Below are 14,980 nucleotides of genomic sequence, written 5' to 3' on the forward strand. Positions count from 1 at the left end.
TCCACAACGGCAATGTTTGGTCTGGGTATCGCCTGCAATTACCCAAGATAGAGTCATTATACCACGCTAATTACTTGAGCCATGGGCGCTTATGTTAAACTTAAAACCGATCATAATTTAGAGGTGATAATAATGGACGTCCAATCTTTTTTCGAACAAGCTAAAACGACGCTCAAATTGACACAAAGTACCCCATTACAAAGTGCTTATCAGTTTGGCAGCGATCCTGATAAACTTGCACAGCTCGTACTAACTGGCACAAAAACGGCTACCACCAGCGCTTATGACCTATACGAAACTGATGAACCACTGCCAAAAGTGGGCGCTTATGACGTCATCTTAGATGCTCATAATCAGCCTGTCTGTGTGACCCGGACCGATCAAGTCATGATTACGCCTTACTTGGACATCGATGCAACCCACGCTTACTTAGAAGGTGAAGGCGATCGTACTTATGCCTATTGGCGCCGTGTTCATGATGCCTTCTTCAAGCAGGAGTACCAAAGCGAGCATCAGCGCTTTGATCCCCATACTGCACAAATGGTTCTGGAACGCTTCCACGTCGTTTATCCCGTTCACTAAAAATAGCGTTCCAATCAGCACTGGTGAATTCGCTTCCATTAGTGGTATATTGGAATAGAACTTTCATTAGGGGGAACGACACATGCATACTATCGAACAACTCAATGACGGGCGCGCGGTCTATCTAAATGGTCACCGCGTCAATGTCGCCGATGTGCCCATTTTTCGTAAAACTTTAGCACTCAATAATCAGTACTATGACCTGCAACACAACCATCCCGAAGTACATACTTATCAGGAAAATGGTCACCGCTACGATATTGCTTTCAAAGTGCCACGCACCGTCGCTGATTTACAACAAAAGCACCGTGCTTATCAAGAAATTGCGCAAAGTAACAGCGGCATGTTAGGCCGCACACCGGATTTTCTTAATACTGGGATGGCCGTCTTAGCAGAACGCGCTGCCTTCCTCGGGCAAAATCAATATACTGATTTTGCAGCTAATGCCCGCAATTACGCTAAGGAGGTCAAAGCTAACGATATCTTCATTAGCCATGCGCTTCAAAACCCACAACTCAACCGTCAAAAAGCCATCAATGCCATTCCGTCTGGATACGCGGGTGTTCATACCATTGAACGTAATCAAGATGGAATCTTCGTTTCTGGTGCCAAAATGGTCAATACGATGGCCCCAATTGCTGATGACCTCCTGATTTTTAATCCGCCGGAACTGTTGTTAGAAAACGGCGATAGTAGTTATGCTGTCGCCTTTGCTACGCCACTCAATAATCCGGGCGTCAAGATCATTTGTCGCAAATTATTAGATCATCCCACCGCTTCCATTACGGATTACCCACTCAGCAACGCCCTTGATGAGATTGACGCCTACATTGTCTTTGATCACGCCTTTATTCCGTGGTCAAAAGTATTTGTTGAAAATAATGTTGAAATGAGTAATCGTTTCTTCATCGATTCAGGCATGTTTAGCCACACTTCCCATCAAGATGAGGTTCGAGGTATTACTAAGCTTGAGTTAGCAACCAGTTTAGCGCTTCGGATTGCTCATATCTTAGGATTAGATGGTTTCTTAGGTGTCCAAGAAAAACTCGGTCGGTTAACCGCTAATCTGGAACTCATCAAGGGTACCATCACCCGTTCAGAAGACAACGGTCATCTGGACGAATTCGGTATCTATACGCCCAGTCTCCAAGCTTTGCAAGCGGTTCGCTCGACCCTTCCCGAATACTATGACGAGGCCTTGCGCGTGACTCAACACTTAGCGGCCGGTTCCATGGTTGGCGTGCCAAGTTTTGCGGAATTTGACGGCGATAATGCGACAATCCTCAACCAGGCACTCACGACGGACCGAGCCACCGCTAAAACCCGCACGCGCTTGTTGAACTTAGCCTTCGATTTAACAAGTTCTGGCTTTGGTCAGCGCCAATTGATGTACGAATACTATCATGGTGGTGATCCAATGCGTATTCGTGCCCAACATTATCAACGCGCCGATTTACAGGCTGGCAATCAGATGATTGACCGACTATTGTCAGCGGACAACGCAAACACCCATGAATAAGTAATCACACCAATACCCAGGTTAGTCCTTAAGTGAGTATTGGTGTGATTTTTTGCGCCTTTATATTATTGACTATTTAGTCAAATATAATTCGCGTAACTGTTGACATTCCGCTGAGGTCAGCCCTAGACCCGTCTGCAAGTAATTTGAAAATGTGTCGTACCGGGCTTTGATGACTTCAAAGTAATGGCTCAGGTAATCAGCGTCTACTAATAATGCCTGGTTCACGGCCCGTTGTTGCTCATCAGATAATTGCGACGCCATCGTCGCCAAGATTTGTTGATTAGCAGCCGCACGTGCTTGATTTGTGAGCAGATAGTCAGCCATGATTTGCTCGTCACTAATACCCAAAATTTTTAGAAATAAGGCGGCCCCGACGCCGGTGCGATCCTTACCGGCAAAACAATGGAACAGTAGTGGCTGATCTGGAACCAGTAGTAGCTGTATAAATTGACAATAACTTTGACGGGCAGTAGGATCTAACACTAGCTGTTCATATAACTGAACCATGCGGTCATGGACCGCCCCCGTACTACTAATCATCGATTGTAAACTTGCGTCGTTCGTCATGACTTGTGCTAGCACATCCAGCACGTGATACTGGACGTGTGGCCATGTCGCATCTGGAAATTGATGACGCTCATCAGCACTACGCATGTCCACGATTCGCGTAATGCCAAGCGTGGTTGCTAGATACTGCGTCTGTGCCGGTGTTAATTGATCCAATTGTCCTGACCGGTAAATTAAACCATCTTTGATTACTTGCTGATTTTTATTGCGATAACCACCTAGTGACCGTAAATTAGTAATCCCTTCCATGACCAAGCCCCCAGCTAGATTGATAACTTAATTGTAAACTGTCACCGTTAAATTTTCAGTCAAAGGCCATTTAAAAAGTCATTTAGTCACCAGACCTAACTGATCTGGTGACTAAATGACTTTTTAACCGCTAACTTGATAGACTCAATTAATCAAAGTGTCGCCATTCGTGATCCAACAACGCACGCGCTACAAATAGCCCGAGCGGTAAAAACATGATGATTAACACGGCCTTCGTCAGCCATAGTGAACCGACACCAATTTGATTATTGCCAATACTATAAATTGCACGATAAATATATAATCCCGGAACCATAATTACGATTGAAGGTACCGTCAATGAAATCCGGGGATAGCCGTTATAACGATTAACCACCGATGCGATCAAGCCGGCAACGAGCGCCCCACAAAAGGCGGCCGCGGCCGGTGGCATTGCTGTCAAGTCAACTAGTTCAAGGCGCAATGTATTCGCAATGGCCCCAATAAATCCCGCGGTAATGGCCATTTTTTGCGAGCTATTAAACATTATTGAGAACCCGTAAACACCGCAAAAACTAGCTGGTAATCGTAATAAAAGTACCGCTAACGGTGAAAGTCCTAGCGGTAAGAAATCAGCTGGCTTGAAGCTCACCAGTGTCGCGACTAGCCAGCCGACGAGAGTTGCAATCAGGGTAACCATAATCGCGTAAGCTAAGCGCTCCAGTCCTGAGCGCATATCCAACTTAGAGATATCCAACATACTCGTAATGAACGGAAAACCCGGAATCACGAATAACATGGCACCAATATACCCCGCCTCATGCTGGGCAAGAATTTGGAAATTATATTCAAAAATCTTAAAACTAACCATATAAGCCAAACACGCTACCGCAACGCTGACCGCAATCCCGGCAACCGTCGTCATCGACCGTTTACCCATCAGCGCCCGAACATAGTTACCAAGACCCGCGCCCAAAAAGGAACAAATCATCTCGGGAATACCCCCACCAAGTAAGAAGATAAATCCACTACAGGCTAAGCCAGCTGCCAACCCAAGAACCAGTGGCGAATACTGTTTAGGACGCGTCTGAACTTCATCAATTGCTGCATGCACTTGTGCCACCGTTAACCGTGCATATTTCGCATCAAAGTCTTTGACAAACTGTTCAAGAATATTTAGTTTATCCGTATTTACACCAGTATTTGGTATCGATAATACTTGCGTATAACTACGTTCATGATGAAAACACGTGTACTGAATCGAAATCAACCCGATATCTGCCGAGCACGTTAAATTCAGGCTGCGAGCAATCTTATTCATCGCATCACGAACCCGCCACGCTCCCGTCCCACACGACAACATTAAAATGCCAACTCGACCAACAATTGATGTTCGCTCTTGTAAGCTAGCATGCTTAGCGGGAACATCTTCATTACGGATAAAGTCCTTCCATGGAATTGTCATATGATGTCGTTGTGATAGCGGCATCACCGACTTACGCTCTTTATTCATTTCTTCCTCCGTCTTAGATCGTTCATTATGTTAGTAGCTTTCCCCCTTATTTTAGGCTACTAACATCATTTATGATAGCGATTTTGTCATTTTAAAAGCATAATGTTTCACGTGAAACATTAGCCTCATGATGAGTTTCCCCAGCTTGTTAATTGAACTACCCCCTCAAAAGTAAACTTGATTACCATTCGTTAATTTAAGCGTCACAATTTTCGCCGCTATCCGCAATCATATGATAAGTTACCGATATCATCTAATAAAGGAGCGATTTGTATGTGCACTAGTCTAACTTATACAAATAGTCATGGAGGCCACTTCTTAGCTCGTACAATGGATTTTAACGTTGACTTTGAGACCCGTATTATGTTCATACCTCGACATTACCGCGTGACGGGTGACCTTGGTGATTTCACCACGACTTATGGCTTTATTGGCGCGGGTCGCCAACTGAACCATGAAATTTTCACGGACGGCGTTAACGAATGTGGTGTCAGCATCGCAGCACTCTACTTTCCGAATCATGCAATTTACCAGCCTCACAGTAACCAAGACAAAATCGATCTCGCACCCCACGATTTCGTCGCCTGGGTACTCGGAAAAATCACTAGTGTTGCTGACCTACGTGAGCGCGTCAAAGACGTTCAATTGATTAGTAGCACGGCAGAATTAATTAACGAAATTCCACCACTTCACTTTATCATTAGTGACCAAACCGGTGAAACCGCCGTCTTGGAACCAACTAGTGGCGAGCTTCGCCTGATTAATAACCCAGTCGGCGTCCTGACCAATTCACCGAACCTCAAATGGCAGCTACAAAACTTAAGTAAGTATGGCACCCTGACTAACACCGAGCGGCCACTAAATAAATTCATTAACTACCAACCTGGTTCACAGGGACCTGGTACGGGCGCATTAGGTCTACCTGGTGACTATACTTCGATGTCTCGCTTTGCACGGACCGTCTTCTTGAAACACTATGCGCTAGTGCCAGCGACAACAACAGATACAGTCAACTTACTTCAACACATCTTGAATGCTGTGACTATTCCCAAGGGCGCCAAAGTAGCCGCCAACGGCCAAGCAACCTATACTGAGTACCGTAGCTACATGGACTTGAATCATCAAACGTACGCACTAGATCTGTACGAAAATCCGGGAGTGATTCAGCAAGTTAACTTAACGGATCATTTATTAGAAAAACAGACCGTTCCGTTAGAATACGTCCTTAGTCGCACCCCACACGTCCAGTTACTAACTCCCGATGTTGCCACCTTGCCAGCGGCCCATTAAGACTTTCAGAAAAGCAGTAACTCAAAAAAGCTTGCATCACAAATCTAGTTGACTTTGTGAAGTAAGCTTTTCGTATTATTTAAACTTAGGCTAACGCGGCTTTTAGATTAGCTAAGGTTAATTCGCTCGTTGAAGTGAAGTTAACATCCGCACCCGTCAAAATGGCAGGATCACCAATCCCAATCGACGTTTCACCAGCACCATTAATTGACTGAATACCGACCTTAGCATCTTCAACGCCCGCACATTCTTCAGGCTTCAAGCCAAGCACTTCCGCGCCACGTGCGAAGATCTCTGGATCTGGCTTACCGTGTTTCAAGGTTGCGGGATCCACCCGGGCTTCAAAGTAATGCGCCAAGCCTAACTGTTCCAGAACCAATGGTGAATTCTTAGAAGCTGAGGCCAAGGATAAACGATACCCATGCTTGGCGAGATCGGCTAAGAAGTCTTCGATACCAGGTAAAATTGCAGTTTTATCCATTCCCTTCAACAGGTTCAGATAATTAGTATTTTTCTTGGCTGCGTAAGCCACTTTTTCAGCTTCCGTATAGTCGTTTTCCTTACCACCCGTTTTTAAGATTAAGTTCAACGAGTCCATTCGACTAACACCCTTTAAATTATCGGCAAGTTCTTCACTCCAGGCAACGCCCAACTCGTCAGCTAATTGATGCCAAGCTTGTGAGTGATAAACGGACGTATCCGCAATCACGCCATCTAAATCAAATACAAACCCTTTAATATCTGCAAATTTACTCATTAATGGTTCCTCCTCGTTAATTACCAGCACAATTGATTGCTGGGTACCGGACAACTGCGCAATCATCAATAGATGCGCCAAGAGTGACGGCTACCCGTCTTGTTTTGAAGCACACCGTTAATGTTCACTTAACATTATAAAACGCTTTCAGTTTCAATGCAACCGGTTGCATAACAATTTTAATGACGACTGTTGCTAATCACATGCCTGCCCGCCGATCAAATCGCAATGGCGGCCCCATTATTGCCGTCCATCCTGAATTTACGGATTTACTAATAATGACTGATCCAACCATTTTTCCACAAACGGTTGCACGCTTTTATGCCCACTTAATCTTGGGTCGGAATTGGAATATCCGGTCGATACTGGTACTGATGCTGGGTTAAAAATTGCCGTAATTTAAAACTAGCAGCCAATTTAAAGCACGTTTCCGCATCCCGTAAATCGCATCCGGTCAGTGTTGTGATATGGTGCAGTCGATTACGCAGTGTATTTGGATGAACGTATAATTGCTTAGCCGTGCGGGTCAAATTACAAGTCGCCCGTAAGTAGACATCTAATGTTGGTACCAGTTCTGTATGGTTTTGCTGATCATAGGCTAACAACAAACGTAGGGCTGGATTAATAAAGAACGGTAAGATCTCAAGATGATTAACTCGTGCCAACGCAAGATTATAGAATTGGTCTTCACAAAAAATCACCCGACCACGGCCAGTCTTCAGTTGCGCCGTTCGTTCACAAACTGTATACGCGGCAAAGGTATCTTCCGGATTAACGTAGTGCTGAGACACGATCAAGCGGCAATCCGCTTGCTTCGTAATTTGCTGCAACGTTAGTTTAAATTGATTCTGATTATATGCGACCAGACTAATTGGGATCAGTGCCACACATTGTTGCTGATAAGTCGAAACCAACACTTGTTTGAATCGTGGCATCATCAAGTACTGTAGTCGCTGCTGTAAAATCATCGGTGCTTGATCAGCTAGTGGTTCGCAGCGGATTAACACCATGGCTGTCGGTAATTGCACGTGTTGTTCAGCAAACTGATCAGCAAACGTTCCCCCTTGATGTTCCGTCAATAATAAGTTTAATAACCGGTCCCGTTGCGATTCAGCTGTTGGCATAATCTGATTTTTAACTAACGAGCCAGCGATAACCTGACCAATCGAATTGATCAGTAGTGCTTGTCGATCATTCAGTGGTTTATTGAGTGCTGGCATCACCAAATAACCGATCGGCTCGGTGCCATTTGCTAACGGCGTAATTAGCATGGGCCCCGCCGACAACTGATCTTCCGCCACATAGACTTGCGTTAAAAAATCCGGCGTATCCGGTGCAAATCCGTGGTCTAACAGCCAGCGTCCGACTCGATTCGTCTCAACTGCAGCGTGAATACTAGTCCCATTGAGTTGCGTCGTATGCGACCGTGTCAGAATCTCCCCGTTCAGATCAATAATCGCCAGCGGATTCTCTAATAAGTGTACTGCTTGGGCCAGTGTGGTATCAAAATCCGCCGTGATTGCTTGGATAGCGAGCTGATTGATGGCTGCTTGAATTTGAACATCGTGGTGTAAGCACTGACCAAGCGTCATTAATAATTTCAATAACTGATTTTGTGCCGCAATGATCGTAGTCAGACCGGTTCCCAGATTTACTAGTCCGACCGACTGACGATGGCCGTGCCAACTATAAGCAAGTTGAACTAGCTGACCCGAGTCGGGGGACAAATATAACCGGTGGCTTGCTAACACTTCCGTCGGATCAACAAATTGGACGTGAGTAACTTCGGGATTATGTGTAAATGTTGGATCGACAGTCACCTCAAACGTTGTGGCTAACTGCCGCAATAACGGCTTTAATTGCATACTCAAGTAACCTCCTTATTCACGCTTGTCGCCTTCATCATAAATAATGTAAGCGCTTTTGTAAAGAGGCCTACTGACAACCCACCACCCCACTCGAAAGGCCCTCAGCTTTCTTAGGCCCGTATTCGGACAAAAAAGAGCGGGAATCCCGCTCTTTTCATAAACCTATTAGGCTAAGAAATCAGTCTGTGTTTTGGCATCGTACCGAGTCGTATGGAGCGGTTCTTGCGCTGCTTTCCCGATTGCGATCCCCATTACTGGCACGTATCGTTTAGGATCAAGACCCAGCGTCGGAATCATCTTTTCAAAGTCAATTCCGGAGAACGCATTGGCATCATACCCATGAGCCCGTGCCACTAGCAGCAACTGCATCCCGACAACGGAACAATCAATCGTCGCATCGAATTTCAAGAAATCTGGTGTGGCATTTTCATATAATGGTAAGAAGGTTCCCAGAATCTGATCCAAGCGTTCCTTCGTAATATTCCCATCCTCATAAACTTTGTTCCAGACATCGCGATAAACATAATGCGACTGGGTGTCACCGGCAATAAAGACGATGGCCGATGCACTGTCGACCTGTGGGTAGTTGAATTTCATCACGGCTTGTTTGAACTTAGCCTTTGCCTCGGGGGTATCCACGACGACAAAGTGCCATGACTGTAAATTACATGCCGATGGCGCGGTGGCTGCTTCCGCAATCATCTTTTGTAACTCATCACGTCCAATTTTAACGTTCGGGTCAAACTGCCGAACTGAATGGCGGTTAAACATCACGTCTGCTAAATCATTGTTCACCAAATTTTTTACTGCTTCTGACATCAGCTATTCCTCGCTTTCGTAATCGGCCTAAATAATGTAAGTCGCTGCCTTGGGATTGAAGAAACTCCGGTCATACCGACCCGTTAAGAGCTTTGGCATTGTTGTCGCAGCATCAACTTCGTCCAACTTCAGTGTGTTGAACATAACTGACGTGTCGAAGTGGAACCAAGCGGCACCGAGTGGCTTCAAGACCTTCAATTCGCCAAATGGATCATCATCGGTTGACTCCAACTGAATACTTAGGTTCCCAGGTTCAACTTGATCAGCTAAGGACCGTAATTGAGTCGCAACTAATTGGACATTACTGAAATGGTTCGTCCCATCTTCATGTTGATCAATGTCATATTTATAGAAGAAACTATTCATTTCGGCTTCCTTACCTAACGCGAGCTGCCCCGCAAATTGTTTCATAATTGACGGATCATTCAGTTCACCGGCCGTCCACGAAACGTTCAGTAATGTCTTGCCATGGCGTTCGACCGTGGCTGTCGCACTGTTGTCATTCCGGCGCAATTCGATGTCATCCGCTAATTTCTTAGGAATCCCAGCACCTTCCCGACCTGCAATCACACCACTCTCCGCCCCGGGACCGTGGAGTAAGAGGTTAATCGGGTAAGCGCCCATCATTTTATCCTTGTAGCTAACTAACGCAAATAGGCTTTCTTCAAGGTATGGGGCACTAAAAGTCGGTTTTCCCATATGAACGACATAACCGCAAACCACCGGTGCCATTAATTTTAATGGTGCTGGAATTAAAGCCTTAAGCACCGCTTCGTCAGTGGCATAAGCAAACCCAATACCTTCCTGGTCATTCATGCTTGGTGCTGTCAAAAAGTTCTTAACATCCTGATCACTTGCAATAAAACTTGCCATGGTAAAACACTCCTTTGTTTGCGTGATTAGCTTACATGATACCGTCCATGATGTGCACGTCTGGTGCGCCATCCGTCACGATCCGTTTAACTCGGTCTTCAATCAGTGGATTATATTCTGGATGGGTCAAAATGTAGAAACGGTTATCCTCTAAGGCTTTAAAGACGGTATCGGCAATCGTATCAATTGGTTTCCCGTTGGTAATGACATACTTCGCAAATTGTTGTCCCTTTAAGTACGCTTCACTTTGATAATACGGGTCCGTTGGGTCGCTGTATTGCGCTGGCCGGTGATTTTCAGTGTGATAGAGATCCGTCTGAACAAAGCCAGGGCACATCACGTGCATGTCGATATCAATATTAGCCCGTTGTAAGTCATAGGCGGTCGCTTCAGTCATCCCAACAGAAGCGAACTTGCTAGCATGATAAGAAGGCATTCCGGGCGTATCAACTAAGCCGGCAATCGAAGCCACGTTAAGAATATCCGCATGGGTCTTCTGTTGAATCATAATTGGGATAACGCGCTTCATCGCATAAACTTGACTCATTAAGTTGATATGCATGATCCATTCCCAATCACGAGTCGGCAATTCCCAAATTCGGCCAGGTAGCGCGATCCCGGCATTATTAATCAGTAGGTCGATCCGCCCAAACTTTTCCATGGCCTGCTCAACCGCATCGTCGACACTAGCTTCCTTTGTAACGTCAGCGGTAACCATCAACACCTCGGCACCCTTGTCGAGAATATGTTGGTACGTTTTCTTCAAAGCTGGTTCGTCGATATCAACAATCGTGAGCTTCATACCCCGATCCGCGGCGCCTTCAGCAATAACTTGACCAAATCCGTGGGCCGCACCCGTGATAAACATAACTTTATCTTTAAAATCTTTCATGATGTTTTGCGTCCTCCTCGATGAAATTGTGATTTTATTAACTTATCAGTAAACATTAACCTGATGACCGGTCATTTATCTTGACTACGCTTTCATATTAACCCACTAAATTTGTTTGAGTAATGGATAAAAGTACTAGTCTTACGACGATTAAACTGTAGCTTTTATACATGTGTGTTGGTTCACAATTATAACTAACTAAAGTGTGGTTCCAACTTTAATTAGCTAATAAAAACGCATGCCAGCCCTTCTTAGCTTACATGCGCATCATTATAATTGGATTTATTTTCTTAATACTGCAACCGTTCATTGTGCACGGCTACGTTGCCGAAACATTCAAGGTCCGTGCCAGATCAATCACTCGTGCTTTGATCTGATCTCGGACCTGTCGAAATACTAGCAATTGGTCACTAACACTGCCAGTCGTGCGAGCCGGATCAGGCAATGGCCAGTGTAGCCTGGTCACCGTTGCCGGAGTGACGGGGCAGCGATCCCGTGCATCACCACACAACGTCACCACGACTGCACACTGATTAAGATAGGTCAGGTCGATTAATTTAGAAACCTGGTCACTGATATCAATACCCACCTCGCTCATTACTTGAACAGCTAGTGGGTTCAGGCCATGTGTCTCCACCCCAGCACTAGCAACTTGCCAGTTTGGTCCCAATAATTGCTGTGCAAAGCCTTCTGCCATCTGACTGCGACAGGCATTGCCCGTACATAAAAAATATATTTTTGGCATTTCGCCGTCCTCCTAAATTACTGACGACAACGACACTAATCGCGTATCATCACCAATATTATGCCCGCAAGAATCCCGCTTGCTCCGCTAATAACCATTAAGATACAACATCGTCATGCGCGTAACCGCGATAGATTGCTGTGACTATTCCAGCAATCGAATAAGCTAGCCTTAACCCTCAAGAATGCGCTCACTATATTTTTGTAATCGATTTCAAAACGATTTATACTAGAATTGATATTACAATATTATTCTAAACTTATAACCAGTCCCCCTGAGCAGTTACTCATCGCGAGAACGGTCTTATTTCAACTAATTTATCGGAGGTCTTTTCCATGACAGTAGCAATTCGTTATCAAACTCGCAATGGCAATACACAAGCATTTGCCGAACAAATCGCTAGCGTGGCAGGTGTTCCAGCACAATCCATCGATACACCTGTCGAACAAGCTGACACACTCTTTTTTGGCGGCGGTACTTATTTTATGAAACCCGACAAAACCGCATCTGCTTTTATGAAGAACCTTGATCCGACTAAGATCAAACAAATCGCCCTATTCACAACTTCTGGCGGACCAGAAATGGTTTCAGACAAAGCCCTGACAAAGATTGCCACCGAAAAGGGCATTCCCGTCATCGGCCACTTCCACCAAGTCATGGGTGGCAAAGGAATGAAAATCATCGGCAGTACTGGCGGCAAGCTCAAAGATGAGCAGATTGAACTCGTTAAGGAATTCGCTCAAAAAATGTTAGCTCAATAATGATTTGACGGCGCTCGCGTTGACTGAAAAAGTCAATGCGAGCGCTATTTTTGGATTAGTGCTGAAGACCTAATTAGCCCGTCTAATTTGACGTAGGACGTCAATGCACCGCTGCTGATTAGCGTTAGGCAAAAAGGACTTCCGCACCGCCAGTTGCATGTAACAGTGTAATTGCTCTTGGGCAGCTAGTGGAATCCCTACAACCTGATCACTTAGCACTACGGAATCTGCAATGACCACCCCAACACCAACGTTTTGAGCAACTAGACCTTCGACTAACGCGTTGGTAGCTGCCTCGTAGACGATTTTAGGCTGTATGTGGCCGCGCTGACAATATTGTTCTAATGCTAACCGTGGTAATGCGTGTTTAGGACGAGCGATGATAGGCACTCCTTGTAAGTCAGTTGCTCGAATCGTTTTTAAGTGACTTAATGGACTATTGACATTGGCCAAGACCTGCATCTGATGGTTCCTCTAAGATGCTCACCCGTAAATCCGTGGCACGTTCTGGGACCAAAGTTGAAAAAACCGCTGCGTCTAACTTGCCTTGCCGCAAGTCAACTAACAATTGTTCTGAATCAGCAACGGTCGTTGTGACCTGGTCTAATAAATCAACTGAGATAAATTTTTTTATCACCCGGGGAAGCCAAATACCACCCGCAACATTGGAAAATCCGAGCCGAACTTGCTGCTCATTAGCGTGATGAACTTCCAGTGCCATCTGCGCAACGTCTTTTAAGAGTTGCTTAGACTTAATATACAAGGTCCGCCCCGCTGCCGTCGTTACTAGTTGGGCCCGATGGTTGGCCTGCGTTAGTAATACTGCTTGGTATTCTTCTTCCAATCGTCGTAAAGCTGCAGAAATAGCCGGTTGTGTGACGTGAAACTTGGTCGCCGTGGCCGTGTAATTTCCCGTCTCAACTAATGAACAGAAGTACTTTAAATCGCGTTCATTCACGTCAACGCCCCCATTCAATCTATTTAATACCTAATTTTAACACGAAAGATGCGGCAAATCGTGGTCAGGATCAATCACGACTTACCGCATCTATATTGCTCAGTTAGTCTTACCAAAAGCCTAATAACTTGGTCCACAGCAAGCCCCCACCTAACCAGATGACGTTAAAAATAACCCCAATAATTGCACTCAATCGCCACCACTCCGCACTAGTCACATAGCCTGTACTTGACAATAATGCCGCGGGCCCGGCCGAGTACGGCGTCGTTGACAAGTTGATTGAACCAGCAAATGCCAATAGTAACGCCGCTAAAACATGGGGAACACCGGCACCAATGGCGATGGATAAAAAGCCAGCATATAACGCCGAAATCTGTGTTGAAACACTCGGAAACATGTAATGTAAGTAAAAATAAGCTAAAAACAGGATAATGAGCACGCTAATCCAGTTCATACCATTCAGTAAATGACCTAACGTTTTGGAAAACCATGGGAAAAAGCCTAGTGTCATTAGCTTCTTAGACATCATCATGATGATCGATAACCAGACTAAAATATTCCAAGCAAAATGTTCATTGAGCAAATCGTTAGTCGTTAACACGCCCGTAATCAGCAAAATAACAACTGCAATAAAACTTACTTCGGTCGCATCGATGCCAATTTTAGTCCCGATCAACCATAAAACAATCGCTAAAATAAAGGTAATTGACATAATTTTTTCACTAGCTGTCATTTTTCCAAGTGCGGCCAAACGCGTCGTTGCCCAGCGGTGCGCGTCTGGCGTTTGTTTCACCTCAGGGGGATAGACTTTATATAGTACCCATGGAATAATTAGTAGCGATAAAATACCTGGGACACAAGCAGCCATAAACCATTGCATCCAAGTTACCGTGATTCCCTGCATCTTAGCTAAACCAATAGCCACCATGTTGCCAGCTAAACCGGTCAAAAACAAGCCTGATGTAATATTATTAACTTCATATTCATTAAAAACTAGAAATGAGCCTAATTTTCGCTGTGTGCCCTGTTTCGGATCAGATCCCATTTCACGAGAAAGATTATCAATAATGGGATACATAATCCCGTTGACCCGCGCATTATTGCTAGGAATACCAATCGCCAATACGGCATCAACAAAGGATAAGGCGTATGCTAAGCTCAGCGTGCGCTTGCCAAATAAACTGACAAACAGATAGGCGATCCGCTTGCCAAGTCCTGATTTAATAAAACCAGCAGCCATGAACATGCACATGGCAACCATCCACGCCGTCGAATTACCAAAACCAGTAGCGACTTCGTCCATCGTAAAAACACCCGTTAACGTCGCGACAACAATCCCAATCAGCGTGACGGCCATCATCGGTAATGGCTTGGTAATACAAGCAATAATCGTTGCCACAAAAATTGCAAATAAGTGCCACGCCATAATACTAATTGCTACTGGTCGTAGTGGCGTAACTAGCCATAACCCAATTCCAAAAATTAGCGGTAACAGAAAGCCCTTCCATTTTATTTCACTCAACATCTGCACTTCCTCCTAATCTTCATATAATTGTTAAGATTTTCACATATCTTGCCATTAACGGTTGTTTGCCGTTTTTCAAT

Annotated in this window: 15 protein-coding genes; 4 read left to right on the forward strand and 11 right to left on the reverse strand. The window is 45.0% G+C overall.

Annotated features, from left to right (window positions below; genetic code table 11):
* Positions 1-132: 132 nt before the first annotated feature.
* Positions 133-582: an ASCH domain-containing protein gene (locus ACWQAU_RS01920; RefSeq protein ID WP_003646159.1), complete on the forward strand. Its 450-nt coding sequence runs from the start codon at positions 133-135 to the stop codon at positions 580-582.
* Between the two features lie 82 nt (positions 583-664).
* Positions 665-2,101 carry a 4-hydroxyphenylacetate 3-hydroxylase N-terminal domain-containing protein gene (locus ACWQAU_RS01925; protein WP_003641682.1) on the forward strand — a complete coding sequence of 479 codons (1,437 nt, stop codon included), beginning with the start codon at positions 665-667 and terminating at the stop codon, positions 2,099-2,101.
* 72 nt (positions 2,102-2,173) lie between these two features.
* On the opposite strand, the gene ACWQAU_RS01930 is transcribed toward ACWQAU_RS01925, so the two are convergent.
* Entirely contained in the window at positions 2,174-2,920 is a 747-nt protein-coding gene (locus tag ACWQAU_RS01930) for a tyrosine-protein phosphatase (RefSeq protein WP_003641681.1), read from the reverse strand.
* 148 nt (positions 2,921-3,068) lie between these two features.
* Complete coding sequence (locus ACWQAU_RS01935; RefSeq protein WP_003641680.1) at positions 3,069-4,412, reverse strand: threonine/serine exporter family protein; 1,344 nt, start codon at positions 4,410-4,412, stop codon at positions 3,069-3,071.
* A gap of 273 nt (positions 4,413-4,685) precedes the next feature.
* Between ACWQAU_RS01935 and ACWQAU_RS01940 the strand changes: the two genes are divergently transcribed.
* Positions 4,686-5,702, forward strand: coding sequence for a choloylglycine hydrolase family protein (locus ACWQAU_RS01940; RefSeq protein WP_027821599.1), 1,017 nt, complete (start codon positions 4,686-4,688; stop codon positions 5,700-5,702).
* A gap of 85 nt (positions 5,703-5,787) precedes the next feature.
* Here the strand turns inward: ACWQAU_RS01940 and pgmB are convergent, their stop codons facing one another.
* The 6 genes from pgmB to arsC all read right to left on the reverse strand — a co-directional run bounded on the left by pgmB (position 5,788) and on the right by arsC (position 11,656).
* Positions 5,788-6,459: a beta-phosphoglucomutase gene (pgmB, locus tag ACWQAU_RS01945; RefSeq protein WP_003643642.1), complete on the reverse strand. Its 672-nt coding sequence runs from the start codon at positions 6,457-6,459 to the stop codon at positions 5,788-5,790.
* Positions 6,460-6,788: 329 nt separating this feature from the next.
* Complete coding sequence (locus ACWQAU_RS01950; RefSeq protein WP_003641676.1) at positions 6,789-8,324, reverse strand: PucR family transcriptional regulator; 1,536 nt, start codon at positions 8,322-8,324, stop codon at positions 6,789-6,791.
* Positions 8,325-8,492: 168 nt separating this feature from the next.
* Positions 8,493-9,146, reverse strand: coding sequence for a nitroreductase family protein (locus tag ACWQAU_RS01955; RefSeq protein WP_003641675.1), 654 nt, complete (start codon positions 9,144-9,146; stop codon positions 8,493-8,495).
* A 27-nt stretch (positions 9,147-9,173) separates the two neighbouring features.
* Positions 9,174-10,019 (reverse strand): acetoacetate decarboxylase family protein, encoded by an 846-nt coding sequence (locus ACWQAU_RS01960; protein ID WP_003641674.1) that lies wholly within the window; start codon positions 10,017-10,019, stop codon positions 9,174-9,176.
* 31 nt (positions 10,020-10,050) lie between these two features.
* A complete protein-coding gene (locus ACWQAU_RS01965) occupies positions 10,051-10,911 on the reverse strand; it encodes an SDR family NAD(P)-dependent oxidoreductase (RefSeq protein ID WP_003641673.1) in 861 nt (286 codons plus the stop codon).
* A 319-nt stretch (positions 10,912-11,230) separates the two neighbouring features.
* Positions 11,231-11,656, reverse strand: a complete 426-nt coding sequence (gene arsC, locus ACWQAU_RS01970) for an arsenate reductase (thioredoxin) (protein WP_003641672.1) — start codon at positions 11,654-11,656, stop codon at positions 11,231-11,233.
* 335 nt (positions 11,657-11,991) lie between these two features.
* On the opposite strand from arsC, the gene ACWQAU_RS01975 reads away from it, so the two are divergent.
* On the forward strand, positions 11,992-12,417 hold the full coding sequence (locus tag ACWQAU_RS01975; protein ID WP_003641671.1) for a flavodoxin family protein: 426 nt from the start codon (positions 11,992-11,994) through the stop codon (positions 12,415-12,417).
* A 69-nt stretch (positions 12,418-12,486) separates the two neighbouring features.
* Here ACWQAU_RS01975 and ACWQAU_RS01980 read toward each other — a convergent pair whose 3' ends face one another.
* The 3 genes from ACWQAU_RS01980 to ACWQAU_RS01990 all read right to left on the reverse strand — a co-directional run bounded on the left by ACWQAU_RS01980 (position 12,487) and on the right by ACWQAU_RS01990 (position 14,900).
* On the reverse strand, positions 12,487-12,879 hold the full coding sequence (locus ACWQAU_RS01980; protein ID WP_225868869.1) for a LysR substrate-binding domain-containing protein: 393 nt from the start codon (positions 12,877-12,879) through the stop codon (positions 12,487-12,489).
* Entirely contained in the window at positions 12,854-13,375 is a 522-nt protein-coding gene (locus tag ACWQAU_RS01985; protein ID WP_228402964.1) for a LysR family transcriptional regulator, read from the reverse strand. The genes ACWQAU_RS01980 and ACWQAU_RS01985 overlap by 26 nt, the downstream gene beginning before the upstream one ends.
* A gap of 109 nt (positions 13,376-13,484) precedes the next feature.
* Positions 13,485-14,900 carry a DASS family sodium-coupled anion symporter gene (locus tag ACWQAU_RS01990; protein WP_003641669.1) on the reverse strand — a complete coding sequence of 472 codons (1,416 nt, stop codon included), beginning with the start codon at positions 14,898-14,900 and terminating at the stop codon, positions 13,485-13,487.
* Between the last annotated feature and the right edge of the window lie 80 nt (positions 14,901-14,980).

This window comes from Lactiplantibacillus sp. 3062 (assembly GCF_055413545.1).

Coding starts and splice junctions, on each gene's coding strand:
- ACWQAU_RS01935 (WP_003641680.1), bottom strand. CDS start 4,412: ATGAATAAAGAGCGTAAGTCGGTGATGCCGCTATCACAACGACATCAT.
- ACWQAU_RS01990 (WP_003641669.1), bottom strand. CDS start 14,900: ATGTTGAGTGAAATAAAATGGAAGGGCTTTCTGTTACCGCTAATTTTT.
- arsC (WP_003641672.1), bottom strand. CDS start 11,656: ATGCCAAAAATATATTTTTTATGTACGGGCAATGCCTGTCGCAGTCAG.
- pgmB (WP_003643642.1), bottom strand. CDS start 6,459: ATGAGTAAATTTGCAGATATTAAAGGGTTTGTATTTGATTTAGATGGC.
- ACWQAU_RS01955 (WP_003641675.1), bottom strand. CDS start 9,146: ATGTCAGAAGCAGTAAAAAATTTGGTGAACAATGATTTAGCAGACGTG.
- ACWQAU_RS01975 (WP_003641671.1), top strand. CDS start 11,992: ATGACAGTAGCAATTCGTTATCAAACTCGCAATGGCAATACACAAGCA.
- ACWQAU_RS01925 (WP_003641682.1), top strand. CDS start 665: ATGCATACTATCGAACAACTCAATGACGGGCGCGCGGTCTATCTAAAT.
- ACWQAU_RS01920 (WP_003646159.1), top strand. CDS start 133: ATGGACGTCCAATCTTTTTTCGAACAAGCTAAAACGACGCTCAAATTG.
- ACWQAU_RS01980 (WP_225868869.1), bottom strand. CDS start 12,879: ATGCAGGTCTTGGCCAATGTCAATAGTCCATTAAGTCACTTAAAAACG.
- ACWQAU_RS01940 (WP_027821599.1), top strand. CDS start 4,686: ATGTGCACTAGTCTAACTTATACAAATAGTCATGGAGGCCACTTCTTA.
- ACWQAU_RS01950 (WP_003641676.1), bottom strand. CDS start 8,324: ATGCAATTAAAGCCGTTATTGCGGCAGTTAGCCACAACGTTTGAGGTG.
- ACWQAU_RS01965 (WP_003641673.1), bottom strand. CDS start 10,911: ATGAAAGATTTTAAAGATAAAGTTATGTTTATCACGGGTGCGGCCCAC.
- ACWQAU_RS01960 (WP_003641674.1), bottom strand. CDS start 10,019: ATGGCAAGTTTTATTGCAAGTGATCAGGATGTTAAGAACTTTTTGACA.
- ACWQAU_RS01930 (WP_003641681.1), bottom strand. CDS start 2,920: ATGGAAGGGATTACTAATTTACGGTCACTAGGTGGTTATCGCAATAAA.